At 65.3% G+C, this 24,766-nt stretch carries 23 protein-coding genes; 7 read left to right on the top strand and 16 right to left on the bottom strand.

The window, feature by feature from the left end:
* Positions 1-57 precede the first annotated feature (57 nt).
* On the bottom strand, positions 58-843 hold the full coding sequence (locus JQ633_RS03120; RefSeq protein ID WP_211982236.1) for an ABC transporter permease: 786 nt from the start codon (positions 841-843) through the stop codon (positions 58-60).
* On the bottom strand, positions 843-1,664 hold the full coding sequence (locus tag JQ633_RS03115; protein ID WP_211982775.1) for an ABC transporter ATP-binding protein: 822 nt from the start codon (positions 1,662-1,664) through the stop codon (positions 843-845). Before JQ633_RS03115 ends, JQ633_RS03120 begins: the two co-directional genes overlap by 1 nt.
* Positions 1,665-1,845: 181 nt before the next feature.
* On the opposite strand from JQ633_RS03115, the gene JQ633_RS03110 reads away from it, so the two are divergent.
* A complete protein-coding gene (locus JQ633_RS03110; protein WP_211982234.1) occupies positions 1,846-2,769 on the top strand; it encodes a 2-dehydropantoate 2-reductase in 924 nt (307 codons plus the stop codon).
* Between the two features lie 48 nt (positions 2,770-2,817).
* Here the strand turns inward: JQ633_RS03110 and JQ633_RS03105 are convergent, their stop codons facing one another.
* The 4 genes from JQ633_RS03105 to JQ633_RS03090 all read right to left on the bottom strand — a co-directional run bounded on the left by JQ633_RS03105 (position 2,818) and on the right by JQ633_RS03090 (position 7,710).
* Positions 2,818-5,589 (bottom strand): beta strand repeat-containing protein, encoded by a 2,772-nt coding sequence (locus JQ633_RS03105; RefSeq protein WP_211982232.1) that lies wholly within the window; start codon positions 5,587-5,589, stop codon positions 2,818-2,820.
* A 163-nt stretch (positions 5,590-5,752) separates the two neighbouring features.
* Entirely contained in the window at positions 5,753-6,025 is a 273-nt protein-coding gene (locus JQ633_RS03100; RefSeq protein WP_211982225.1) for a DUF3551 domain-containing protein, read from the bottom strand.
* A 34-nt stretch (positions 6,026-6,059) separates the two neighbouring features.
* Complete coding sequence (locus JQ633_RS03095; RefSeq protein WP_249158707.1) at positions 6,060-6,764, bottom strand: hypothetical protein; 705 nt, start codon at positions 6,762-6,764, stop codon at positions 6,060-6,062.
* A gap of 109 nt (positions 6,765-6,873) precedes the next feature.
* Positions 6,874-7,710 (bottom strand): metal-dependent phosphohydrolase, encoded by an 837-nt coding sequence (locus JQ633_RS03090; RefSeq protein ID WP_211982223.1) that lies wholly within the window; start codon positions 7,708-7,710, stop codon positions 6,874-6,876.
* Positions 7,711-7,965: 255 nt separating this feature from the next.
* On the opposite strand from JQ633_RS03090, the gene JQ633_RS03085 reads away from it, so the two are divergent.
* From JQ633_RS03085 to JQ633_RS03075, 3 genes are all read left to right on the top strand, one after another.
* On the top strand, positions 7,966-8,181 hold the full coding sequence (locus JQ633_RS03085) for a hypothetical protein (RefSeq protein WP_211982221.1): 216 nt from the start codon (positions 7,966-7,968) through the stop codon (positions 8,179-8,181).
* A gap of 167 nt (positions 8,182-8,348) precedes the next feature.
* Positions 8,349-9,137: an ATP-binding cassette domain-containing protein gene (locus tag JQ633_RS03080; protein WP_211982219.1), complete on the top strand. Its 789-nt coding sequence runs from the start codon at positions 8,349-8,351 to the stop codon at positions 9,135-9,137.
* Positions 9,134-10,690 carry a glycine betaine ABC transporter substrate-binding protein gene (locus JQ633_RS03075; protein ID WP_211982212.1) on the top strand — a complete coding sequence of 519 codons (1,557 nt, stop codon included), beginning with the start codon at positions 9,134-9,136 and terminating at the stop codon, positions 10,688-10,690. The genes JQ633_RS03080 and JQ633_RS03075 overlap by 4 nt, the downstream gene beginning before the upstream one ends.
* Before the next feature lie 99 nt (positions 10,691-10,789).
* Here the strand turns inward: JQ633_RS03075 and JQ633_RS03070 are convergent, their stop codons facing one another.
* Together JQ633_RS03070 and JQ633_RS03065 are read right to left on the bottom strand one after the other, a co-directional pair.
* Positions 10,790-12,502: a sulfatase-like hydrolase/transferase gene (locus JQ633_RS03070; RefSeq protein ID WP_211982210.1), complete on the bottom strand. Its 1,713-nt coding sequence runs from the start codon at positions 12,500-12,502 to the stop codon at positions 10,790-10,792.
* 178 nt (positions 12,503-12,680) lie between these two features.
* Positions 12,681-13,253 carry a TetR/AcrR family transcriptional regulator gene (locus JQ633_RS03065; protein ID WP_249158706.1) on the bottom strand — a complete coding sequence of 191 codons (573 nt, stop codon included), beginning with the start codon at positions 13,251-13,253 and terminating at the stop codon, positions 12,681-12,683.
* Positions 13,254-13,492: 239 nt separating this feature from the next.
* On the opposite strand from JQ633_RS03065, the gene JQ633_RS03060 reads away from it, so the two are divergent.
* Positions 13,493-14,113: a ferric reductase-like transmembrane domain-containing protein gene (locus JQ633_RS03060; RefSeq protein ID WP_211982206.1), complete on the top strand. Its 621-nt coding sequence runs from the start codon at positions 13,493-13,495 to the stop codon at positions 14,111-14,113.
* Positions 14,114-14,123: 10 nt separating this feature from the next.
* Here JQ633_RS03060 and JQ633_RS03055 read toward each other — a convergent pair whose 3' ends face one another.
* Entirely contained in the window at positions 14,124-14,390 is a 267-nt protein-coding gene (locus tag JQ633_RS03055; RefSeq protein ID WP_433995620.1) for a hypothetical protein, read from the bottom strand.
* 194 nt (positions 14,391-14,584) lie between these two features.
* On the opposite strand from JQ633_RS03055, the gene JQ633_RS03050 reads away from it, so the two are divergent.
* On the top strand, positions 14,585-15,691 hold the full coding sequence (locus JQ633_RS03050) for a DUF2336 domain-containing protein (protein ID WP_211982205.1): 1,107 nt from the start codon (positions 14,585-14,587) through the stop codon (positions 15,689-15,691).
* Positions 15,692-16,058: 367 nt separating this feature from the next.
* Positions 16,059-17,786, top strand: coding sequence for a M4 family metallopeptidase (locus JQ633_RS03045; RefSeq protein ID WP_211982203.1), 1,728 nt, complete (start codon positions 16,059-16,061; stop codon positions 17,784-17,786).
* Positions 17,787-17,925: 139 nt separating this feature from the next.
* On the opposite strand, the gene ilvC is transcribed toward JQ633_RS03045, so the two are convergent.
* From ilvC to JQ633_RS03010, 7 genes are all read right to left on the bottom strand, one after another.
* Positions 17,926-18,945: a ketol-acid reductoisomerase gene (ilvC, locus tag JQ633_RS03040; RefSeq protein WP_211982196.1), complete on the bottom strand. Its 1,020-nt coding sequence runs from the start codon at positions 18,943-18,945 to the stop codon at positions 17,926-17,928.
* 151 nt (positions 18,946-19,096) lie between these two features.
* Positions 19,097-19,705, bottom strand: coding sequence for a LysE family translocator (locus JQ633_RS03035; protein ID WP_211982195.1), 609 nt, complete (start codon positions 19,703-19,705; stop codon positions 19,097-19,099).
* Positions 19,706-19,712: 7 nt separating this feature from the next.
* Positions 19,713-20,591: an EamA family transporter gene (locus JQ633_RS03030; RefSeq protein WP_211982193.1), complete on the bottom strand. Its 879-nt coding sequence runs from the start codon at positions 20,589-20,591 to the stop codon at positions 19,713-19,715.
* 40 nt (positions 20,592-20,631) lie between these two features.
* Positions 20,632-21,327 carry a class I SAM-dependent methyltransferase gene (locus tag JQ633_RS03025; protein WP_211982185.1) on the bottom strand — a complete coding sequence of 232 codons (696 nt, stop codon included), beginning with the start codon at positions 21,325-21,327 and terminating at the stop codon, positions 20,632-20,634.
* Between the two features lie 3 nt (positions 21,328-21,330).
* Positions 21,331-21,873, bottom strand: a complete 543-nt coding sequence (ilvN, locus tag JQ633_RS03020) for an acetolactate synthase small subunit (RefSeq protein WP_211982183.1) — start codon at positions 21,871-21,873, stop codon at positions 21,331-21,333.
* Positions 21,874-21,894: 21 nt separating this feature from the next.
* Complete coding sequence (locus JQ633_RS03015; protein WP_211982175.1) at positions 21,895-22,881, bottom strand: threonine dehydratase; 987 nt, start codon at positions 22,879-22,881, stop codon at positions 21,895-21,897.
* A gap of 11 nt (positions 22,882-22,892) precedes the next feature.
* Positions 22,893-24,668 (bottom strand): acetolactate synthase 3 large subunit, encoded by a 1,776-nt coding sequence (locus JQ633_RS03010; protein WP_211982174.1) that lies wholly within the window; start codon positions 24,666-24,668, stop codon positions 22,893-22,895.
* Positions 24,669-24,766: the final 98 nt, after the last annotated feature.

Raw genomic sequence — 24,766 nt, 5'->3', positions numbered from 1 at the left:
GCGATGGTGGGCACGCTGACGCTTTGCCCACCTTACGATCCGTTTCGATGCGCGGGCTCAGTCCCGCGCCACCGCGGTCGGCCGCCACACCAGCAGCCGCTTCTCCACCAGCGTCACCACCATGTCGATCAGGATGACGAAGGCCGACAGCACGAACATGCCGGCGAATACACCGGCGACGTCGAACACGCCTTCGGCCTGCTGGATCAGATAGCCGAGCCCGGCCGCGGCGCCGAGATACTCGCCGACGACGGCGCCGACCACCGCGAAGCCGACCGAGGTGTGCAGCGAGGAGAACATCCAGGACAGCGCCGACGGCCAGTAGACGTGGCGCATCAACTGCCGTTCGTTCATGCCGAGCATCCGGCCGTTGTCGAGCACCGTGGTCGGGACCTCCTTGACGCCCTGATAGACGTTGAAGAACACGATGAAGAACACCAGCGTGACGCCGAGCGCGACCTTGGACCAGACGCCGAGCCCGAACCACAGCGCGAAGATCGGCGCCAGCACGACGCGCGGCAACGCGTTGACCATCTTCACATAGGGATCGAACACCGCGGCGACGCGCGGCTGCCGCGCGAACCAGAAACCGACCAGTATGCCGCCGGCCGAGCCGATCACGAAAGCGAGGATCGATTCCCACAGCGTGATCGCAAGGTGCTTCCAGATCACGCCGGTCGAGAACCACTTGACGATCTGGCTGAAGACGTCGACCGGATTGGAGAAGAAGAACGGCGGCAGCAGGATCTTGCCGAACAACGGCACGGTGGTGAAGAACTGCCACAGCGACAGCGCGACGACGGCGACCAGGACTTGCAGACAGAGCAACGTGACGCGCGACATCAGGCGGCCCCCGCCTGGGTCGACTGCACATAGCCCTTCATCACCTCGTCCTTCAGCACGCTCCAGATCTCGCGGTGCAGGGCATGGAAATCCTTCTCCATGCGAACCTCCGAGATGTCGCGCGGCCGCGGCAGCGTGATGCGCCAGTCGCCGATGATGCGGGCGGACGGTCCAGCCGACATGATGACGACGCGGTCGGCGAGCGCGATCGCCTCCTCGAGATCGTGGGTGACGAACAGTACCGCCTTGCGGTCGGCGGTCCACAGTTCCAGCAGCAGATTGCCCATGATCTGCCGGGTCTGCGCGTCGAGCGGGCCGAACGGCTCGTCCATCAAGAGGATCTTCGGATCGCGGATCAGCACCTGCGCGAGCGCGACGCGCTTGCGCTGGCCGCCGGAGAGCATGTGCGGATAGCGGCCCGCGAAGGCGCCGAGCCCGACCGAGGTCAGCCATTTCTGCGCGCGCGCCAGTGCCTCGGCACGCGGTGTGCCGCGGATATCGAGCCCGATCGCGACATTGTCGATCGCGGTCTTCCACGGGAACAGCGCGTCGGCCTGGAACAGGTAGCCGGCGTCACGGTTGAGGCCGGCGAGCGGCTTGTCGAAGATCCGCGCCGCGCCCGCTGCCGGCTTCAGCAATCCGGCCGCGACGTTCAGCAATGTCGATTTTCCGCAGCCGGTCGGGCCGACGATGGCGACGAACTCGCCATGGGCCACCGCCAGGTTGGCCTTCTCGACCGCGGTATAGAGCCGCCCGTCCGCCAACCGGAACGCCACCGTCGCATCGTCAAGCGCGACCGCCGTCGGCTCTGTCTTCTCCACCACGCCGCCTCCCACCTGTCAGGGATGGCTTAGCGGTTCGAGCCGGCAAGTTCAACGCAGGAACACGGCGCAGGGGCCGCCGGGAAGCGTGCGCGCACGCGGTATTCGCGAAAGCCGGGTTGAGAATTCGCACGAGATCGCCGAGGCTGCGAGCCCGACGGACGCGAGCAGGAGACGGATCATGCGGATTGCAGTGGTAGGCGCTGGCGGCGTCGGCGGCGGGTTTGGCGCGGCGCTGGCCCATGCCGGGGCTGACGTCACCTTCATCGCGCGCGGCGCGCATCTCGCCGCGATGCGGAGCGAGGGGCTGAAAGTGCAGGGCGGCCGCGGCGAAACCCATCTGGTGCCGACCAAGGCGACCGACGATCCCGCTGGTGTCGGCCCGGTCGACATCGTGCTGTTCTGCGTCAAGCTGTGGGACGTCGAGAGCGCGGGCGCGCATATCAAGCCCATGGTCGGTCCCGACACAGCGGTCATCCCGCTGCAGAACGGCGTCGATGCACCGGAGCGGCTGCTGCCGATCCTCGGACCCAAGGCGGTGATGGGCGGCGTCGCCCAGATCAGCGCCTCGATCATCAAGCCCGGCGTCATCAACCAGGTCGGCACCTTCATGCGCATGATCTTCGGCGAGCTCGACGGCAGCATCACGCCGCGCGGCAAGGCGCTGCATGAGCTCTGCCTGAAGGCCGGCTTCGACGCCACGCTGAGCGAGCAGATCACGACCGAGCTCTGGATGAAGTTCGTGCTGCTCGCCACCAATGCCGGCATGACCGCCGCGACGCGGCAGCCGATCGGCAAGCTGCGCGACGATCCGGATTTGCGGCCGCTATTCGTCTCGGCCTGCCAGGAGACTATCGCGGTCGCCAAAGCCAACGGCATCAAGCTGCCGCCGGACGCACTCGAGAAGGTGCTCGATTTCGTCGGGCATGCACCGCCGGCGATGAAGGCCTCGATGGCGCTCGATCTCGAGCGCGGCAACCGGCTCGAACTGCCGTGGTTGAACGGCAAGGTGGTCGAGCTCGGCCGCAAGCTCGGCGTCAAGACCCCGACGCACGACATGCTCTACGCGCTGCTGAAACCCTACGCGATGGGCACGCCTGCCTGATATCCGCGGCCGCGCCAACGCGCGGCCGCTCCAAAGCGTCGCGGCGCCTCAGACCATGAAGTGGCCGTTTCCGTGCTCTCCGGCTGCCTTCGCGTAGGCTTGCCACTGATGATCGAGCACGATGGTCTCGTGGCTGCCATTGGCCTGGCTGATGTCGAGCACGAGATCATTGCCGCCGCCGCGCTGCGCCGTGACGTCGGCCGAGCCGTTGACCAGGTCGACCAGCGCTGCCATCGAATTGACCACCGCGCCCGACCCCGCGCCTTCGCCGGTGTCGAGCACGGTCGCCGGATGGCCGCCGTTCGACGCGAACGTACCGGCCTCGTAGTCGTAGAACACCAGCGCGTCGCCCTTGTTGAAGTTGAGATCGAACACCGTGTCGGTGGCGTGCTGGCCGGCGGCCTGGTCGGTGCCGTTGAAGCGGAACTGATCGGCGCCGACGCCGGCATACAACAGGTCGCTGCCGCCACCGCCGTCGAGCACGTCGGAGTGCAGTCCGCCGATCAGCACGTCGTTGCCGCCCTTGCCGTCGAGGAAACTGCCGAGCGGGCTGAACAGCTTGGCAATCAGGACATCGCTGCGATTGGTGCCCTCGACCAGATTGTCCGAAACCACCGTGACGTTGGTGCCGCCATGACCGTCGGAGCTCAGCTGGAAGTTCAGGCCCGAGGCATAGGCGTGGGAATCCAGCTGCAGCGAGATCGCGCCCGTCGTGCCGCCGGTGATGGTGAGCACGTTGTCGGCCGACAGCGTCGCCTGCTTGGCCTTGCCGATGCCGGCCAGATCGATGGTGTCGCCGACGGCGAAGCCCTCGATCGTGTTGCCGAGATGGCCGTGATCCAGCGCCGCCTGGTCGATGCGCAGCGTCTGGGCGCCGGTCTCGAAGGTGATGGCGCCGGTCCCGCCTGCGTGCAGCGCCGCCAGTTCGAGCGTGCCAGCATGCAACGTGGTGCCACCGCTGTAGTCGTTCGAATGCGCCAGCACGGTGGTGCCGGTTCCGGCCTGATCGAAGGCGCCGCTGCCCGAGATCGCCGCGCCGAAGACGAAGCTGTCGGAGTGGCTGACGCCCAGGATCCCATCATTGGTGATGGCGCCGGCGAGCGCGCCGCCATCGGCTATTGTCAGGCGGGCGCCGGCCGCGACCGTAATGCCGGATGCGAAGCTCTCGCTGTCGGTGATGGTCCAGCTGCCGCCCTGCACGTCGAGCACTTCGAAATTCACGGCGTGCGCCAGCGTGCCCGCGCCGGCGCCGAGCAGGTTGATTGTGTCGGTGCCGTCGCCGCCGTCGATCGTCGAGGTGAAGGTCGAGCCCGCATAATCGTTCAGCTTATCGTCGCCGCCGCCCATGGCGACGCTGCCGTCGATCGTGCCCTTGTTGGTGATCGTATCGCCGAAGGTATCGGTGATCGAGATCGCCTGGCCGTTGCCGCCGCGGATCAGGCCGTCGTTGAAGATCGTGGTCGCCGCAAAGGCGTTGCCGAGATTGCTGTCGTCGACGGTGATGGCGCGGTCGGCACCGTCGATCGTGCCGTGATTGGTCACGCTGCCGCCGCCGATCGCGAGCGCCTCGGCGAGGATGCCGTCGGTATGGCCGGTCGCGGTGATGGTGCCGCTGTTGGTCAGCGCGACCAGGCCGTCGACATCGACGCCGTCGCCGTCATCGGTGCCGTTTGAGTGGCCGGTGATGAAGCCGTTGTTGATGACGGTCGCAGTGGTGGTCGCCGCGCTGTCGAGGTTGATGCCCGCACCGGCGTCGCCGATGATGCTGGCGCCGAGATCGTTGGTCACCGTCACCGGCTGGTCACCGGTGATGCCGTGACGCGCGCCCTCGATCACGCCGCCGGTATGGTTGTTGACGACGCCGCCCGCATTGCCCTGGAAATCGATGCCGTCATTGCCAGTGTCGCCGGGCGAAGCGTGGCTGACGATGCGCCCGGAATTGTCGATCACCATGTTGACGCCGGCGCGGATCGCGTCGGCATCGGCGGCCTGCAGCAAGCCGGTCGCTTGGTTGGTGAGATGAATGGTGCCCGAGGTCGACACCAGGTCGGTGAAGTCGATCGCCTGCCCGTTGGTCGAGCCGGTGTTTCCGGTCGACTGGATGGTGCCGGCGTTGTCGACCGTCACGACATAGGTCGCGTTCGGCGTCAGGGTGCTCGCGGTGAGACGGACGGCATCGCCTTGCGACTGGATCACGCCGTGCTGCTGGTTGGTCAGCGTGAACGAGGTCAGGCTGGCCAGGCTCGAGGTGTTGAGATTGATGGCGCGGCTCACCGATGCGGTGGCGTCGATCAGTCCGTCATTGGTGATCGTGATGGTGCCGGCTCCCGGGCGGATCGCATCGTCGCCGCTGGCGCCGATCACGGCGCCGGTGTGGTTGGTGATGTTGATGACGGCGCTGGCCGAGGTGATCGTGGCGAAATCCAGCGCCTGGCCGCTGGCATGGGCGATGATGTTGTTGGAGGCGTCGAGCGCGCCGGAAACGATGTAACCGGAATTGTCGACCGAGATCGTGCCGCTGCTGATGTTGCTGTTGATCCGGAATGCGTCGTTGTTCGCGGCAATCAGCTTGGCGCCGGCCTGGTTGATCAGGCTGAGGCTGCCGCTCGAGAACGTGCCTGACGTGTCGATGCCGCGCGTCGTGGCGCTGATGGTCCCGGCATTGTCGATCACCACGCCCGGGCTGTTCGAACCGCCCGTCCAAAGAATGGTGGTCGCAGCCTGGAGGGTGCCGCCCGCCGCGATGGTGCCAGTGTCATCGCCGCCAACGGTCTTCGCGGACGTGACAGTGCTGCCGCTTGCTACGGTAAAAGACGACATGAAGCCTCCCAATATGTCCTGAGTTGACGCTGCACCGCGTCACGGAATCTGCAATGCGCCGCGAGCGGTATCGGGAGTGCATGACGATGAAATGACGCCGGTGCTCCGGCGCGCGTTGAAACCGGGATGGAGCATCAGCAAGCGAGACGGTACCCGCGCTGCGCTACTCCGCTTGCTGGCGGCGCTTGTAGCTGCGGCTTTTCGGCGGCTTCTTCGGGCCTGCGTAGAACGGATTGACGATACAAGTCGCCGGTCGCCCCGAGGCCGTCGCCTGGCACTGCGGAATCGATGTGTAGCTGCAATCGATGTATTCCGCGGTCAGCCGGCCGCCATAGAGCTGCAAGCAGACGGGATAGTTCGGATCATAGGCCTGCGCGGCTGCAGGTCCGCTGACGAGCATGCCGAGCGCGGCGATCGCGAAGAATGCTGGGCGCATCGAAATCTCCTTGTTCAAGTGCTGCGGTGCGCGGCTATTGGTCGCCCGCGGGCTTGCCGTCGTCCTCACCGAGGCAGCGGATCACGAAGGCCGGCGTATCGCGCGGCAGGATCTGCGCGGCACGGGCCTTGAGGCGGCATTCGAGCTGCGCGATCTGGCGCGCCCGCTGCCGGTCGGTCGGCAGCGTGGCCTGGCGCAACTTGCGCAGCGTCATCGGCGAGCCGTCGGACTCGAAGCTCAGCTCGTACTTCCTGCCGTTCTGGTCGGTGGCGGCGCAGCTGACGCTCGACACCTGCCGCGTCACGAAGCTTCCGATCTGCCGGCACGAGCCCGTCGACATTTCGACCTGCGGCGACGGCAGCCCATCGACCCGCGGGCGATCCTTGGACTTCAGCAGCATGCGGTCGACCGCAAGCTCGAACAGATTGTCCTGGGTCTTGCCGACGCTCTCGCCGGAGAACGAGATGATGTGGCTGTTGTCGGCGGGATCATCGAGAACGACGGTGAACTCGGAACGGCCGCGCTGGGTGTGGAAGTAGGCAACCGCCTTGCAGGTAAAGCTTCGGCCGGCGACGTTGACGTTGCGGCAGGTGCCGGACATCAACGCGTACATATCGACATCGTAGACCGGGCCGGCACCGGCGAGCGCAGGCCAGCAGGCGATTGTGGCCGCAAGCACCCGCGCGAGGCGGGACGCAATGCCGGATCGATTGGGAAGTCGGTCGAGAGCCAAACGCATGGCCCAAAATCGCCGATTTGAGGCGCCAGCGCAATCGCCGAAGCGGGCTTAAATTGCCGCGCCGGGAAGCCGTTCCGGGCCTTCCGGAAACCGCACGCCCTCGGCGTCGTCAGATCTGCGGCCCGGACAGCGTAACTTCACGTTCGGCGCGGAAGACGTTGCTGTAGAGGTTCGCGATCCACTGCCGGCCGCTCGCCGTCATGTTGAGACAGCTGATGGCGCCCTGGATGTGCGGCGCCACCATGTTCCAGTAGAATTGCGGATAACGATCGACGATATCGGCCGGCGATTCATAGCCGAGCTGGCGGTTGATGCCGACCTCCTCGAACTCGTGATAGAGCGCATTGGCCTTGCGGATGTAATTGGGATCGCCGAGCTGTCCGATGAAATCCGCGGCGCGAACGATCGCCGCCTCGTCGTCATATTCCTGGCCTTCCGGCGCCGGAAACCGCGTGCCCTCGATATTGCGCGCGACCCGCTCGCGGTCGATCGGAAGCACGGCCTCGAGCCTGTCGAGCACATACAGCTTCGAGCGGTCGACATGATAGGGCATCAGACCGGCATCGGAGGAGCCGCGCGGCAGCACCACCTTGCGTCCGGTTGCATCGACGACATAGCCGTCCGGTCCGTCGCCCTTCAACAGGCCGCGCACATAGCCGATGTCGTGGGTCAGGCAGGCGATGATCGTATGCGTGTAGTCCTCGGCGGTGACGTGAGTGTGCAACGCGCGGCCGCGGATGATGTCGTGGCCGGCGAGCGTCACCAGCATCGTGTGCTCGACATTGTGGTAGAGCGCATCGCTGTTGCCGATGCATTCGAGCGCGATGCGTGCCGCCGCCGGGAGAAGCTCGCCGAAGCGGGCTTGCGAGGATCCGAATGTGCGGCTGACCCACGTGGCGAGAAACTTCTCCAAAGCTCCTGCCGCCAACTCAGGTAACGTCATCATCGATGCTGCCCCCGACCGCGCAACGTCCCTCACTGGCTTCGATCTCGCGTCGTAGTTGGGTACGGAGTATAGCGCATACTCTTGCGCGCGGCTACGCGCCGCGCCATGCGGCTTTGCACCGGGCCGTACTTTCCCGGGCTGGTCTGCCGTGACGCCGCCCACACCGATCGTGGCATGAACCCTGCATGAGATTGGTCAGAAGGTGCCGGTTCAGAAATCGCGTCAGACCGCGTTACTCCACCGATAAGGCTCATCATGCTCGTTACACTCGTCGCTATCCTCTGCAATGCTCAACTCTGCATGGAAAAGGTCGTCACAACCAGTGACCTGTCCGGCATCACCATGGGCGCCTGCGCAGTGAATGCGCAGATCGGTATCGCCGACTGGCTGGCCAAAGGGCCGTATCACGATTGGCGCTTGCGCAGCTACAAATGCATCATGGGCAAATACGTGCCCAAAAACGAAGTGTGATGCGCTCACAGGTTTTGCGCAAGGGGTTTGATTCGCGTTAGGCATCGCTCGGATCAAGGAACCGCAGGCGACCCCAACCGTTGGCGCTAGCGCCGCGGCTCAAGTCAAAGTCCATTTTATGGGCTATCACTGTCGCCCGCGATGGTGAGACCCGAGGTCGCCCTGGAATGTCGATAACGCCGCTGATCGCCTATGCGCATGTCGGCAAGAGTTTTGATGGCGGCCGCGTGGTGGCGGTCGACGATGTCTCGCTCGCAGTCGCCGAGGGCGAATTCCTGGCGATCGTCGGCGGCTCGGGCTCCGGCAAGACCACGCTGCTGCGACTAGCCAACCGCTTGATCGAAGCCGATCGCGGCCGGATCGCGATCGAGGGCGAGGACGTCAGCCGGCTCGATCCGATCCTGCTGCGCCGCCGCATCGGCTATGTCTTCCAGAGCGGTGGACTGTTTCCGCATCTGTCGGTCGCCGGCAATATCGGCATCACGCCGAGGCTGCTGGGCTGGCAGCAGGCCGAGATCGCGGCGCGGGTCGACGAACTGCTCGACCTCGTGCGGCTCGACCGCGCGCTTTACCGCGACCGTCTGCCGCACGAGCTCTCCGGCGGCCAGCGCCAGCGCGTCGGCGTTGCACGTGCGCTCGCGGCGAAGCCACGCATCGTGCTGATGGACGAGCCGTTCGGCGCGCTCGATCCCCTCACCCGCGATGCGCTCGGCGATGACTACCGCACCCTGCATCGCGAGCTCGGCCTGACCACGATCATGATCACCCACGACATGACCGAGGCGCTGCTGCTTGCCGACCGCGTTGCGGTGATGCGTACCGGCCGGCTGCTGGCGCTGGGCACGCCGGCCGAGCTCTCGGCCAGCACCGATGACTATGTCGGCGAGCTCCTGCGCACGCCGCGGCGCCAGGCCGAACGGCTCGGCGCGCTGCTGCCGCGGGACAGCGCGGCATGAGCCTTGCCACCGATCCGCGCTGGAGCGAGGCGCTCGGGCATCTGCCCGACTATCTCGGCAATCACGTGCGCGTCAGCGTTGCCGCGCTGGCGCTCGGGCTTGCGGTCAGCCTGCCGCTCGCAATCATCTCGCGCAACCGGCCGGTGCTGCGCGGCGCGCTGCTCGGGCTCGCCAGCATCGTGCAGACCGTGCCGGGGCTCGCACTGCTGGCGCTGTTCTATCCGCTGCTGCTGGCGCTCGCCGCGCTGACCGCCGCCTGGTTCGGCGTCAGCTTCTCCGCCTTCGGCTTCCTGCCGGCGGTGCTGGCGCTTGCGCTGTATTCGATGCTGCCGGTGCTGCGCAACACCATCACCGGCCTGTCGGGCGTCGATCCCGGAGTATTGGAGGCGGCGCAAGGCGTCGGCATGACGCCGCGGCAATCGCTCACCATGGTCGAGCTGCCGCTGGCGCTGCCGGTGATGATGGCGGGCATCCGCACCGCGGCGGTGTGGGTGATCGGCACCGCGACGCTGTCGACGCCGATCGGCCAGACCAGCCTCGGCAACTACATCTTCGCAGGGCTGCAGACCCAGAACTGGGTGTTCGTGCTGTTCGGCTGTATCGCAGCCGCGGTGCTCGCGCTCGTTGTCGACCAGCTGCTGGCGCTGATCGAGAACGGCCTGCGCAGCCGCAGCCGTCTGCGCACCGCGCTCGGCGGGCTCGGCATCGCGGCGCTGATCGCGGCGACGCTGGTCCCCGCGCTCGGGCGCTCACACGCCCGCTACGTCGTCGGTGCGAAGACCTTCGCCGAGCAATACGTGCTGTCGGCGCTGCTGGCGCAGCGTCTGCAAGCCGCCGGACTGCCGGCCACGACGCGCGCAGGCCTCGGCTCCAGCGTGATCTACGAGGCGCTCGCCAGTGGCGACATCGACGTCTATGTCGACTACTCCGGCACATTATGGGCCAACCAGTTTCATCGCACCGACATCAGGCCGCGCGCGGAACTGCTCGGCGAGCTGAAGACCCGGCTGGCGCAGCAGAACATCGACCTGCTCGGTGAGCTCGGCTTCGAAAACGCCTATGCGCTGGTGATGCCGCGAAAGCGCGCCGAGGAGCTCGGGATCCATACGATCGCCGATCTGGTGTCGCGCGCGCCGACCATGTCGATCGCCGGTGACTATGAGTTCTTCTCGCGGCCGGAATGGGCCGGCGTCCAGAAGACCTACGGGCTGTCGTTCCGCGCCCAGCGGCAGATGCAGCCGGATTTCATGTATGCCGCGGTCGCCTCCGGCGAGGTCGACGTCATCGCGGGCTACACCAGTGACGGGCTGATCGCGAAATACGACCTCGTCGTGCTCGAGGACAACAAGCACGCGATCCCGCCCTATGACGCGATCGTGCTGCTGTCGCCGAAGCGGCACGACGACGAGGCGCTGAAGACCGCGCTACGTCCGCTGCTCGGCAAGATCGACATCGCCGCCATGCGCGAGGCAAATTTGCGCGCGTCGGGCAACGATGCGTCGTCATCGCCGGACGCGGTAGCGAGGTGGCTGTGGGAGAAGGTCGGGAGATAGCGTAGGATGGGTAGAGCGCAGCGAAACCCATCATACCCGGCGAGCTGTTCGAGGCGTGATGGGTTTCGCTGCGCTCTACCCATCCTACAGATCGGATCCTCAAAGTCCCTTGATCAATCCCGCGTCGATCAGCATGCGGTTGAAGCGGCGCGCCTCGGCGCCGTCCTGGCAGGAATAGAATTTGCCGCCGCAGCGGAGCATGATCGCCTTCTGCTCCTCGAACGACGGATCGAGCGGAATGCCGGCGGCTTCCTGGATCACCAGCGGCAGATAGGCCGCGTCGATCGTGTCCATCACCGCGGGGCTCTTGACCGGCTCGAAGTTGACGGCGTCGATCGCGTAGTATGTCGCGTAGTAGCGCGGATCGTAGTCCATCAGCTTCTTGCCGATGCCGGCCTCGTCGAGCTGCGGGTCGAGCAGTTGCGGCGAGAATTCCGGCTGATGATCGCCGTAGCGCACGATCAGGAACGGCTGCGCCGGAAACTTCTTCTTCAGCGCCGCGACGAAGCCGGCATAATCGCTCGCGCTCATCGCCTGCCGGCGCAGATACTCGTCGATTGCAGGCTGGTTGCCCGGCCGTTTCCACGACGGCAACAGGTCGGGCCGGAATTTCGTCTCCCAGGGGAAATGGTTGGCGGCGAGATAGACGAAGGCGAACAGCGGCGTGCCCGGCGTCTTCTGCTCCGCCATCAGCTTCAGCGCCTTGTCGTAGAAGAAGCTGTCGGGCTCGACGTCCTTGGCGTGCATGTCGTGCGCGTCGTAGAACTGCTGGATGCCGGTCGTGGCCTGGAAGCTGCGCGCGCTCATGAAGCCGCCAAATGCCGGATAGAGCGACAGCGTCTCGTAGCCGCAGCGGCGCAGCGACAGCGGCAGGCCGCGCTCGACCCGTCCAGACGCGATGCGGGTGACGAAATAGGCGAAGCGGCCGAACGAGCGCGACGACAGCCCGGCGAGCACGTTGTACTCGGTGAACCAGCTCGGCCCGCCATTGCTCTCGGCCAAGAATTTGCGCGCGACGCCGTCATAGGACTTGAACTGGCTGCCATAGCCGGCCGGCACCTTGACGCCGGCGGCGGCGCGGATGTCGAAGCTGGATTCATCATGGATCATGATGATGTTCGGCCGCCGGCCGGTTGGATGGCAGGCATCGACCAGCGGCACTTTCAGCTGCTCGTTCGAGCTGCGATCCGATTCCATGAAACCGTAGGCGACGAAATCCGACACCGCGGTCACGCCGGAGCGCGCGAATTTCGACAAATAGCCGTCGTCGTAATAGCCGCGCCAGGCCTCATCCGGCCATGCGAAGGAATAGGCCGACAGCGCCGCCGCGCAGGCGAGGCAGCCCGCCGCGGCCGGCAGGCGGCGGATGCGGAACGGATCGAGCCACCACAGCGCGTACATCAGCGGCAGCGTGACGAGGCCGGCGCCGATGATCGACCAGCGCAGGTTCGGGAAGATCGTGAGCAGGAAGGACGCGGTGTCGCGGTCGATCACCATCAGGTCGACGAAGTTCGCGGTCATCTGCACCACGTCGTGCTTGAAGCGCGACAGCAGCACCACCAGCACGACTACCGTCAGCGACAGCGCGCTCGACAGTGCCGGCCGGCGCAGCAGGGCGATGAACAGGAAGTTCATGATGCCCCAGGTCAGCAGGAAGCAGATCCGCGAGCCGAAATCGGTCTCGGTCCGCAGCATCACGATCAGCGCACCGAGATGCGGCACGGCCACTGCCATCAATCGCCAGATGCCGATCGCGGCGAGGCTGCCCGCCAGCGCGGCAACGGAGGAGTTTTGCTGGGGCGCGGGCGCCATGGGCGGGACGCAATACAAACCCGGCGCAATGCAATCGCCTTGGCTGGCAACGGCCAGGAGGCACGCCGGCGCGGCCGGTATCCGCGCCATGTCACAAAATCGTAATTGAATCGTCATGAATGGGCAATGAATTTGCCAAGGCAAGCCCTGCGCAGCGGCCGGCACTCGTGCCTTAACCTTACGCAGCAGGCCGTGCCGGGCGCGCGATGCCGGCGATGAAGAGGTCGACAATCGCTGCCGCCATCGCCTCAGCTTCCACCTCCGCGACGCCCCAGCGCGGCAGATGCCCATCGATGTGCATCCGCGCAAAACCGTAGACCAGCGCGCGGCCGGCGATCTGGATCTGCTTCAGGTCGGCCGCCGCGAGTTGGCCGGCCGCGAACGCATCCGCCAGCGTGCGCTCGGTCAGGCCGATCAGCTCGGCATTGTCGCTGGAGACGCCGGCCGAGCGGTCGTGGTCGAAGAAGCGGCGGCTGGAGATGATCTCGAAATGGGTCGGGTTCTGCATCGCCCATCGCAGATAGGCGATGCCGAGGCTGCGGAAGCGGCCCAGCGGATCGCCGGCGGGCGCTAGGGCGAGCGCCGCCTCGATCTCGGCGCGGAAGCGGCGCTGCGCCTCCTCGGCCACCGCGTTCATCAGGGCGTCCCGGCTCGGGAAATGCCGAAACGGCGCCCCCGGCGAGACCCCGGCGCGACGGGCGGCCTCGCGGACACTGACCGCCTCCGGCCCGCCCTCGCCGACCAACTGCATCGCGGCCTCGATCAGAACGCGGCGGAGGTCGCCATGGTGATAAGGCCTTGCCGCCTGTGCGCGGGCCGCTTCCGAGCGCGGCTTGGCAGGTCGGCGTCCTGACGGCGGGCTTTTGGCGGGGCGGCGCATCGCGAAGCCCTAGCATCACCCGCTTGTGAATGTAAGCGCCGATTACACGGATTGACCACACCCGGCCTCGGTATGTAACTGGTGATTACATTATCACGGGAGGGCCGGACATGACGCTACGGCGAAACTGGTTCGAGGGCTGGCGGCTGTTCGCCCTGCTCTCGCTGACCCTGATCGGGCTTTCGATCTGGATCGCCGCGATGCGGCAGTTCGAGGTCGAGGGCGCGAGAATGGTCATCCGCTTCACGGCACGCAGCTCGCTGCTGTTGTTCTGCCTCGCCTTCTCCGCCGCCGCGCTGGCGCAGATATGGCCGAACGGCTGGACGCGATGGCAGCGCCGCAACCGCCGCTATCTCGGCGTCACCTTCGCCGCCTCGCACGCCATCCATGCGGTCGCGATCGCAGCATTCGCGTGGCTTGATCCGGCCGGCTTCGCAGCCGCGACCTCGGCCGTCTCCTTCATCTTCGGCGGCATCGGCTATGCCGTCATCATTGCACTGACGGCGACCTCGTTCGACCGCACCGCGGCGATGCTGGGCCCGCGTGCCTGGCGCGTGCTGCACCTTGTCGGCGGCTACTATCTGCTGGTGCAGTTCATGGTCTCGTTCGGCAAGCGGATTCCCGAGATGCCGTTCTATGCGCTGTTTTTGATCCCGCTCGTCGCGGTGTTCGTGGTGCGGATGATCGGCATGGCCGCGCGGCCGGCGCCACGTCCGGCACGGGCGGGTTGATCGGATCGTCTCAGACGAGATGAAACTTGCGGCCGAGCCGGCGATGCACCGACATCACGGCGCGGTCGACGTCGCTGATCAGGCTGTCGCCGAGCACGACGTTCGGGATCTCCCAGTTGCGGCCGATCTGCGCCTGCGGCAGCGCGGTGACGACGGGCACGCGTGCCGTCTCGCAACCGGGCTGGGCACGCAGTGCGTCCTCGGCGAGGCGGGTCAGTTCGTCCTGGTTCTTGCCGTCGGTCATTTCCGCAAATGTTGAAGCTGAAAAGTGGCTCATCGATGGATTCATCGTGAAGAAGTTCTAAAGAGCGTTCCGCGGCCGGCCAACTGAATTGAATCCCGCCTGGTCGCGGCCCGTTAACGATGCGAAGCGCCCCGTATTTGCACCGGCTTTCGGCTTAACACAGCCGTAAGATCAGCTGCCGCATCGTGCCGGCGGGTGTCATCCAACAAACGAACAGGCTGCCACGCATGGCGCAACAGCCGGCACAATCGATCATTGCCGAACTTGAAGATGCAGTCCGGGACGGAACGTCCGCCAAGCGCGTGCAGACGCTGCGGCGGGTCACCGACCTGTTCCTGAACGACGGCGACCGCCTCAACGACGAACAGGTCAAGGTGTTCGACGACGTGCTGTGCCTCTTGGTCGCGCGCGTCGAGACGCGGGCGCGGGCCGAGTTGTCGAAGCGCCTGGCGCCGCTCGACTACGCGCCGTTCGAGGTGATTCAGTACCTGGCCTGGGACGACGACATCAGCGTCGCCGGCGAAGTGCTGACGCAGTCGAGCCGACTCAGCACCGAGGCGCTGCGCGAGATCGCCAGCACCAAGGGACAGGACCATCTGCTTGCGATCTCGGCGCGGGAAGGCCTGCCCGAGAGCGTCACCGACGTGATCATCGAGCGCGGCGAGGACCGGGTGATCCGGCGCCTCGCCAAGAACGCCAGCGCGCAATTCTCCGACGACGGCTATTCCAGCATCGTCGCCCGCGCCGAAGGCGACGACGAGTTGGTCGAGATCCTCGGGCTGCGCATCGACCTTCCGGCGAGGCTGCTGCATGACCTCTTGCTTCGCGCCAAGGCCGCGGTGCGCGCCCGCCTGCTGGCGATTGCGCCACCCGCGGTGCGCGACGAAATCCGGCAGGTGCTCGACTACGTCGCCGAGCGGGAAGCCGTCACCCCGCGCCGCAATTACGGCATCGCCGAAGAACTCGTGAAGCTGATGAAGCAGTTGAACGAGCTCGACGACGCCGCGGTCTACAAATTCGCCGAGGCCGGCAAGTTCGACGAGGTGACGGTCGCGCTCGCTGTGCTCAACGACGTGCCGATCGTATTGATCGAAAAGCTGATGCTCGGCATGCGCTCCGACCTGATGCTAATCCCGTGCCGCTCGGCGCGGCTGAACTGGCCGACGGTGGAAACCATCTTGCGCAAGCGGCCGCTGCCGCGTCCGCTCGACGATGCGACGCTGGAGCTCGCACAGCGCGACTATCGGCGGCTGTCGCTGGAGACCGCGCAGCGCACGGTACGGTTCTGGCAGCTGCACAACCGGATCGAGAAGCAGCCAGCGGCGGTGGGGTAATGGCGGCGCGGCGATCGCCGCTGCCATAGGGTGGGCAAAGGCGCGTCAGCGCCGTGCCCACCATCCACGTCGTACGCGTGAGGGTAGGCACGCTTGCGCTTTGCCCACCCTACAAGTCGTGCCTTAGTTCTTGCTCTTGTCGACCAGGGCGCCCTCCGCGACAGAGGGCGTCATCTCGCGCGGTCTGGCTGCCGACCTGCTCGATCGGGTGCTGGGCGAGCTCGGCATGGGCCGCGAACCGGCAACAAATTTGACCGGTGTGAAATGCCGCACACGCGCGCCGCCACTGGCCCCTACACTATCTGGAGTTTCCGACCGAAGCCAGCTATATCTACATTTTATAGTTGTATTTGTTGAGGAGGCAATTATGGCTAGATCAACGAAAGCAGCCAAGGCAAAGAGGACGACGAAAAAAGCAGCGAAGAAAAAGCGCGCCGGCACGGCCGCGGCATACAGAGCGAGCGGCTTCAAGTCCCTGGCAATGCACGTGACCGAACAAGATGGCCGGCGTACCTTCGAAGCGCTCAGGTCGGAGCGCCCCGCGACTTCCACATTCTCGCTCGCAGTAAACCAACCCGAAAATGTCGATCCGGAAAGCGCCGCCAAACGGATTCTCGATCACGCGCTGGCAAGCAAGGCGATGCCGTCGCTGACGGCGCCGGTGGTCGATGGCACCGAGAGCAGCTTCAAGAGCCTCGGCGTCGAAACGGTGCCACTGACGGGAACCAGCATCGTCAAATTTCGCCAGCAAGTGAAAGGCATTCCGGTTTATGGCTCCCTCGTCAGCGTCGAACTCGGTGACAAGAACGAGATGGTGTCGCTCAATTCGAACCTCGCGGAGCCGGACGTCAAATCCTACGTCGCGAAGATTTCTCCGCAAGATGCACTGAAGAAGATTGCGGCCGAGGCCGGCTACGGCCGCGAACTGCCGGAACGCACGCCCGTGCTGAACCTCTATTACGACCAGAAGGGCAAATGGCACCTTGCCTATGTGGTTGAAGACGTTCGGAGCCGAAAGAAGTCGAAAACGCCCGGACGCGACATGCCCTTGATCTATGACTATGTCGTCGACGCGCTGACTGGCGCGCTGGTGGCGGAATTGCCGCGCACGCCGACCGAAACCAGCAACGGGATGGACGAACTCGGCAACGACCAGACCTTTGGCATCGTGCGCGAGGGCAGCAAGAAGGTGATGCGCGACGATACCCTCAACATAGAGACCTACGATTTCAGCTTCGGCGACCCGGAACGAGCGGATCTGCCGGGTAACCTGGTGGCGCATCCGTTCTCCAGCGCTGCAGTCAGCGCGCACTGCAACGCAACGATCGTCGCCAAATTTTTGCGCGACGTGCTCAAACGCAACAATATCGACAACATGGGCGGGCGCATGATCTCGACCGTCAATTGCGTTGTCAAAAGGTTCGAGCAGCCGCCTGCGGGCAGCAAGATCTGGCTGAACGCGTTTTGGGATGGCACCCAAATGGTCTACGGTCAGGCCAAGTTCGACGGCAAGCTACGATCGCTTTCGGCGGCACTCGACGTCGTGGCGCACGAATTGTTTCACGGCGTCACGGGCGACACAGCACGTCTGGTTTATCTGGGCGAGACCGGCGCACTGAATGAATCCTATTCCGACATATTCGGCATCATCATTTCCAATGTCGGCGAGCCGGATATGGAGAAATGGAACTGGTTGATCGGTGACGGGATATCCAGCGGGCTCGAGGCGCTGCGCGACATGGAAGATCCAACCCGGTTCGGGCAGCCCAAGTTGATGAGCAATTTCGTCGTCCTGCCTCTTACCGAGCAGGGGGATTCCGGCGGCGTGCACACCAACAGCGGAATTCACAATTTCGCAGCCTTCAAGGTGATGACGGCAAAGGATGGCGACGGGTTCCTCTTCAAGCCGAGCGAACTCGCGGCCATTTTCTATATCGCGCTTACACAGCAGCTCTCGCGACAATCGACCTTTTCAGACAGCCGCCGTGGTGTCGTCCTGGCCACGCGGTCGCTGTTCCGGACCCTGCCACAAGATCAGATTGACGCTCGCGTCGCGGCTGTCGAGGCTGGCTTCAACGCGGCAGGTATCCGATAGCGCGCCGGTGAAGACTGCGGATTTTATCGGCCGCCTCGACGCCGAGGCGGCCGATAAGCCGGGTCTTACCGGTTAGCTCCGTTCCTCAGCATCGAGATCGCATCCACGCGACCTCGATGCTCCAAATGTGGATCGCGGCTTAGTTCTTGCTCTTGTCGACCAGGGCGCCCTTCTTGATCCAGGGCATCATGTCGCGCAGCTTCTCGCCGACCTGCTCGATCGGATGCGCGGCGAGCTTGGCGCGGGTCGCCTTGAACGAGGTCTGGTTGACCTTGTTCTCGAGCATCCAGTCGCGGGCGAACTTGCCGGACTGGATGTCGTTCAGCACCCGCTTCATCTCCTTCTTGGTCTCGTCGGTGACGATGCGCGGGCCGGTGACATACTCGCCGTATTCGGCGGTGTTGGAGATCGAGTAGTTCATGTTGGCGATGCCGCCTTCATAGATCAGGTCGACGATCAGCTTCACTTCGTGCAGGCACTCGAAATAGGCCATCTCCGGCGCGTAGCCGGCCTCGACCAGGGTCTCGTAGCCGCCCTTGATCAGCTCGACCAGGCCGCCGCAGAGCACCACCTGCTCGCCGAACAGGTCGGTCTCGCATTCTTCCTTGAAGGTGGTCTCGATGATGCCGGCACGGCCGCCGCCGATCGCCGAAGCGTAGGACAGGCCGAGGTCATGCGCGTTGCCGGACGAATCCTTGGCGATCGCGATCAGGCAGGGCACGCCGCCGCCGCGCTGATACTCCGAGCGCACGGTGTGGCCGGGGCCCTTCGGCGCGATCATCAGCACGTCGAGGTCGGCGCGCGGATCGAGCAGGTTGAAGTGCACGTTGAGGCCGTGGGCGAACACCAGCGCCGCACCCTTCTTCATGTTGTCGTGCAGGTGCTCGCGATAGATGTCGCCCTGCAGCTCGTCGGGGGTCAGCATCATCACGAAGTCGGCCCACTTTGCCGCCTCGGCGACTTCCATCACCTTGAAGCCGGCGTTCTCGGCCTTCTTGGCCGAGGCCGAACCCTTGCGCAGCGCGATCGCCACTTCCTTGACGCCCGAATCCTTCAGGTTGAGCGCATGGGCGTGACCCTGGCTGCCATAGCCGACGATGGCGACCTTCTTGCCCTTGATCAGGTTCAGGTCGGCATCGCGATCGTAATAAACTCGCATCGTGGTTTCCTCGTTTGAAGGGGGCCGAACATCGGCCGATGGATCAGGCTTTCGGAAGGACAGAACCGCCGGCCGCCCGCGAATTTCCGGCGTTGTCTAGAGCATTTTCCCCGTCAGGGGAAACCCCCATCTCGCATGGCGCGGTGCGGCATCATGCGTCCATGAAGACCGGGTAGAGCGAGGCCAGCAGCAGGACGGCCATCGCCACGTTGAAGATCCGGATCGCGAGGGGCGAGGTCAGGACCGGCCGCAGCGCGGTGCCGAACAGCGCCCAGACGGTGCAGGACACCGTGCCCAGCATCAGGCTGAGGCCGACCTGGATCGCGATGTTCCAGGGAAAGGCGGCGATCGCCGCATAGGCCGTGATGGTGCCGATCACCATCACCCAGCCCTTGGCGTTGATCCACTGGAACATGGCCGCGCCCCAGAACGTCATCGGCCCGCGGCCCGTCCTGGCATCCTTGTCCGCCGAGGGCGGCGCGGCCATGGCGATGACAGCGGCGAGGTAGACCAGATAGACCACGCCGCCATATTTCAGGATGGTCTGCAGCACCGGGTAGGCGATGAAGATCGCCCCCAGCCCGACACCGACCGCACCGACCATGAAGGCGAACCCGACTGTGATGCCGGCGATATGCGGCAGCGTGCGGCGGAAGCCGTAAGTCAGCCCCGAGGACAGCAGCATGATGTTGTTGGGGCCCGGCGTGAAGAACATCACGACGGAGAACACGACAAAGGCGAACAGCAGCGAACCGGACATGGTGCCCTCACGCGACCTTCGGCAGGACTTTGGGCCGCTTCGACAGCAGCATCACGGCGATGCCGGCGATCACGGTGATCATGCCGGCCAGCCGCAGGGGCCCGAATTTCTCGCCGAACACGATGCTCGAGGCTGCCGATCCCACGAACGGCACCAGCAGCGCGAACGGCACCACCTGCGCGGCGGGATAATCCCGCAGCAGACGGCCCCACAGCCAGTAGGCGATGCTGGTCGAGATGGCGCCGATGCACAGCATGGCGACAATGCCGACGGGCGACAGATGCCACAGCGCCTGCCACAGCGGCTTCGCCCCCAGCGTGACGAACGACAGGGCAAACAGCGGCACTGCCGCGCAGAGGCACAGCCAGGCGAACAGGTCGAACATCCGCGCGTCCTGCGCCGGCCGTAGCAACAGGTTTCCGACCGCGAACGAGACCGGCGAGATCATCAGGATGGCGAAGGCGGTGACGCTGAAGTCGTAGCCGACGGTGCCGCAGATCATCAAAAGGCCGACTGCGGCAACAGCGATGCCGACGGTTTGCATCCGCGACGGTCGTTCGCCGAACACGAGCGCAGCAAAACCGATGGTGAACAGCGCCTGGCTCTGCACGATCACGCTGGTGAGCCCGACCGGCACACCATGGGCGATCGCGATCGACTGCGCCAGGAACTGGCCGAGGAACAGCGTGAAGCTGATGCCGATCAGCAGCGGCCACGACACCTGCTTCGGCTTGCGCAGGAACAGGCACGGCAGCGCCGCGATGCCGAAGCGCAGCGCGGTCATCAGTTCCGGCGGCAGTTCGTCGAGCGCGATCCGGCTTGCGACGAACGCGAGCCCCCAGATCACCGCGACCATGACGGCGATGCCAACATCGGCCGGCTTCATTGTTGTTCTTCTTTGATTTCGGTTCTGGCTTCGGTGGTGTCTAGATCTGCTCGTCGGGCTTCGGTTTGCGCAACAGATAGGTGCCGTGCAGCGGCGCGTGATAATCGGCCGAGACCAGGGTGAAGCCGGTCTCGGTCAGCATGCGCTCCATCACCCAGCCGAAGGTCGAGTACTCGTCGCGCATGTGGTTCATCACGCTTTCGCGCTCGAAATCGTGGTTCTTGATCGAGAAGTCGGCCCAGCCCTCGACATCGCGATCGACGCCGTCGGGCATGCTGACGAACACCATGTCGCGCAGATAGAAGTTGGCGCCGGGCTTGAGAGCATTGAAGATCCGCGACAGCGCCACCGCCTTCCAGAAGTCGGGCAGATGATGCAACGTGAACTCGCTTACGATCAGGTCGTAGGAATTGGGCTGGTAGGCAAAGGACAGCAGCCCGGCCGGTTGGGTGCGGATCCGCGCCTTGCGGTCGCGGGCATAGATCTCGGCGAGCCCGAGCATCGCCGGCGAGATGTCGATGGCGTCGACCTCGGCGCCCATCAGCGCCGCCTCGGTCGCCAGCACGCCGTTGCCGCAGCCGATGTCGGCGACGCGCCAGCCCGGCTTGACGCCGAGCATCGTCAGCGCCTGGCGGGCGCGGGCATCATTGTCCTCGCGATTATCGTAGATCGAGGCGACCGCGGTATCGAGCCCGACCCGCCGCCGTTGCGTGTAGTACCAGTCGCGCGCCAACATGACTCACATCCCTTCCGGCCCACGCGTGATCGCGGCCACCCCGGTTCGTGACACCTCGACCAGGCCCAGCGGGCGCATCAGGTCGATGAACTGATTGATCTTGGACGAATTCCCTGTGATCTCGAACACAAAGCTCTCCGTGGTGGCGTCGATCACCCGGGCGCGGAACGCGTCCGCGAGCCGCAGCGCCTCGACGCGGTGGTCGCCGGTGCCGCGCACCTTGACCATCGCGAGCTCGCGTTCGACCGAGTTGCCGGTCAAGGTCATGTCGACGACGCGGTAGACCGGGACCATGCGGTCGAGCTGATGCTTGATCTGCTGGATCACCATCGGCGTGCCGGTGGTGACGATGGTGATCCGCGAGAGGTGTTTCTGACTCTCGGTCTCCGAGACGGTGAGACTGTCGATGTTGTAGCCGCGGCCGGAGAACAGTCCGATCACGCGGGCGAGCACGCCGGGCTCGTTCTGCACGAGCACCGACAGCGTGTGCGTCTCGTTGGGATCGTGGCGCTCTTCGAGGAAGTAGGCGGATGCGGGCTGGTTCATGGTCGTCCCCTTACATTCTTCTCACGCCACCGCGCGCTGCGCGGCCGGCGCGGTGTCCGTCCCGATCCAGGACCGGAACAGATCGAAATCGATATTGCCGCCGCTCAGGATCAGGCCGACCCGCTTGCCGGAGAGCCTGCCCTTTTCCTGCAGCGCGGCGGCGAGCGGCGCGGCGCCGGCGCCTTCGGCGAGGTTGTGCGTATCGGTCCAGTAGGCGCGGATCGCGTGAGCGACCTCATCGTCGGTAACCTGCACGATGCGCGATGCGCCCTTGCGGATCAGGGCAAGCGCGTCCGCATCCGGAATGCGCGTCGCCATGCCGTCGGCGCGGGTGTTGCTGGTCGCAGTGGTCACGATCGCACCAGCCGCGAACGACAGCGCGTAGGAAGGCGCCTCGGTCGATTGCACGCCGACGATCTCGGTCTTCAATCCGAGCAGGTCGCGCGCCATGATGCAGCCGCAGATGCCGGAGCCCTGCCCGATCGGCACATAGAGAATGTCGAGGTCGGGCGCAGTCCGGAACAGCTCGAGCGCGTAGGTCGCAACACCGAGCACCAGGTCCGGGTGGAACGACGGCACCATGTGCAGGCCGGCGAACTGGGCGCGGCGCTCGGCCTCTTCCCGCGCGGCCTGAAAGTCCTCGCCATGCTCGACCAGTTCAGCGCCGAACGCGCGCATCGCGCGGTTCTTCTCTACCGAGTTGCCCCGCGGCACGTAGATCACCGCCGGCACGCCGTGCCGGCCTGCGGCAAAGGCGAGGCTCTGGCCGTGATTACCGCGGGTCGCCGAGATGATGCCGGGTACATCGGGCCGCTCGCGCTTCAGCCGCGCGAGATAGACGAGACCGCCGCGCACCTTGAAGGCGCCGATCGGCGTGTGGTTCTCGTGCTTGACCACGACGGATGCACCGAGCCGCTCGGCCAAGAGCGGCCAGGCATGCGCCGGCGTCGGCGGCACGGCGGTGCCGACGATGCCGTGCGCGCGTTCGAGCTCGTTGAGGTCAAACATCGGCGTTCACCTCACACCAGCGCCTTGCCGCCGGCGAAGGCGCTTGCGGTTGCCGCATCGGTCGCCTCTTCCGGCAGCAGCATCTCGTTGTGCGCCTTGCCCGACGGGATCATCGGGAAGCAGTTCTCCAGCGCCGCGACGCGGCAGTCGAACAGCACCGGGCGCTTGATCGCGATCATCTCCTTGATCGCGCCGTCGAGATCGGCGGGCTTGACCGCCTGCAGGCCGACGCAACCATAGGCCTCGGCGAGCTTGACGAAGTCAGGCAGCGCCTCGGTGTAGGAATGCGACAGGCGGTTGCCGTGCAACAGCTGCTGCCACTGCCGCACCATGCCCATGTACTGGTTGTTCAGGATGAATATCTTGATCGGCAGCTCGTACTGCACCGCCGTCGACATCTCCTGGATCGTCATCTGCACCGAGGCGTCGCCGGCGATGTCGATCACCAGGCTGTCGCGATGCGCGACCTGCACGCCGACCGCGGCCGGCAGGCCGTAGCCCATGGTGCCGAGACCGCCGGAAGTCATCCAGCGATGCGGCTCCTCGAACCCGTAGAACTGCGCGGCCCACATCTGGTGCTGGCCGACTTCGGTCGTGATGTAGGTGTCCTTGCCCCGGGTCAGCTCGAACAGCCGCTGGATCGCATATTGCGGCAGGATGATATCGTTGTTCTTGCGGTAGGACAGCGAGTTGCGCGCGCGCCATTGCGCGATCTGCTGCCACCACGCCTTGATGTCGGGCTTCCGCGCCTCCGCCTTGAACGTGTGCAGGAGATCGCCGAGCACGTTGCCGGCGTCGCCGATGATCGGCACGTCGACGCGGATGTTCTTGTTGATCGAGGACGGGTCGATGTCGATGTGGATCTTCTTCGAGCCCGGCGAGAACGCATCGGTGCGGCCGGTGATGCGGTCGTCGAAGCGCGCGCCGACGCACAGCATGACGTCGCAATCATGCATCGCCATGTTGGCCTCGTAGGTGCCGTGCATGCCGAGCATACCGAGCCAGTTCGGTCCCGAGGCCGGATAGGCGCCGAGCCCCATCAGGGTCGAGGTGATCGGGAAGCCGGTCGCCTCCACCAGCTGGCGCAGCAGCGTCGAGGCTTCCGGGCCGGAATTGATCACACCGCCGCCGGTGTAGATGATCGGACGCTTGGCATGCGCCAGCATCGCCACCGCCTTGCGGATCTGGTTCTCGTCGCCCTTGACGCGCGGCGTGTAGGAGACGTGCACGTCCGATTTGCTCGGCGGATGATAGGTGCCGGTCGCGAACTGCACGTCCTTCGGCACGTCGACCACGACCGGACCGGGCCGGCCGGTGGTGGCAACGTAGAACGCCTCGTGCAGCACCTTGGCGAGATCGTCGACGCTGCGCACCAGCCAGTTGTGCTTGGTGCAGGGCCGCGTGATGCCGACCGTGTCGCATTCCTGGAAGGCATCGTTGCCGATCAGGTGGGTCGGCACCTGGCCGGTGATGCAGACCAGCGGGATCGAGTCCATCAGCGCGTCGGTCAGCGGCGTCACCATGTTGGTGGCGCCTGGGCCCGAAGTCACCAGCACCACGCCGGGCTTGCCGGTCGAGCGCGCATACCCTTCCGCGGCGTGGCCGGCGCCCTGTTCATGGCGCACCAGGATGTGCTCGACCTCGCTCTGCTGGAAAATCTCGTCGTAAATCGGAAGCACCGCACCGCCGGGATAGCCGAACAGATGCTCGACGCCGTGGTCGATGAGCGCGCGCACGATCATCGCGGCGCCGGTCATCTGATTGGGGTCGTGGCTCTTGTCGGTCATGGCTTGCTCCGGATGCGCTTGGTTTTGCGCGGCTTTCTTCAGTTCTGCTTCGAGAAATAAAAAAGGGCCCTAGAGGCCCCATGCACACCGCCTGAATT

It is taken from the genome of Bradyrhizobium tropiciagri, assembly GCF_018130505.1.
Lineage (GTDB): Bacteria > Pseudomonadota > Alphaproteobacteria > Rhizobiales > Xanthobacteraceae > Bradyrhizobium > Bradyrhizobium tropiciagri_B.
This window is presented reverse-complemented; position numbering and strand designations above follow the sequence as displayed.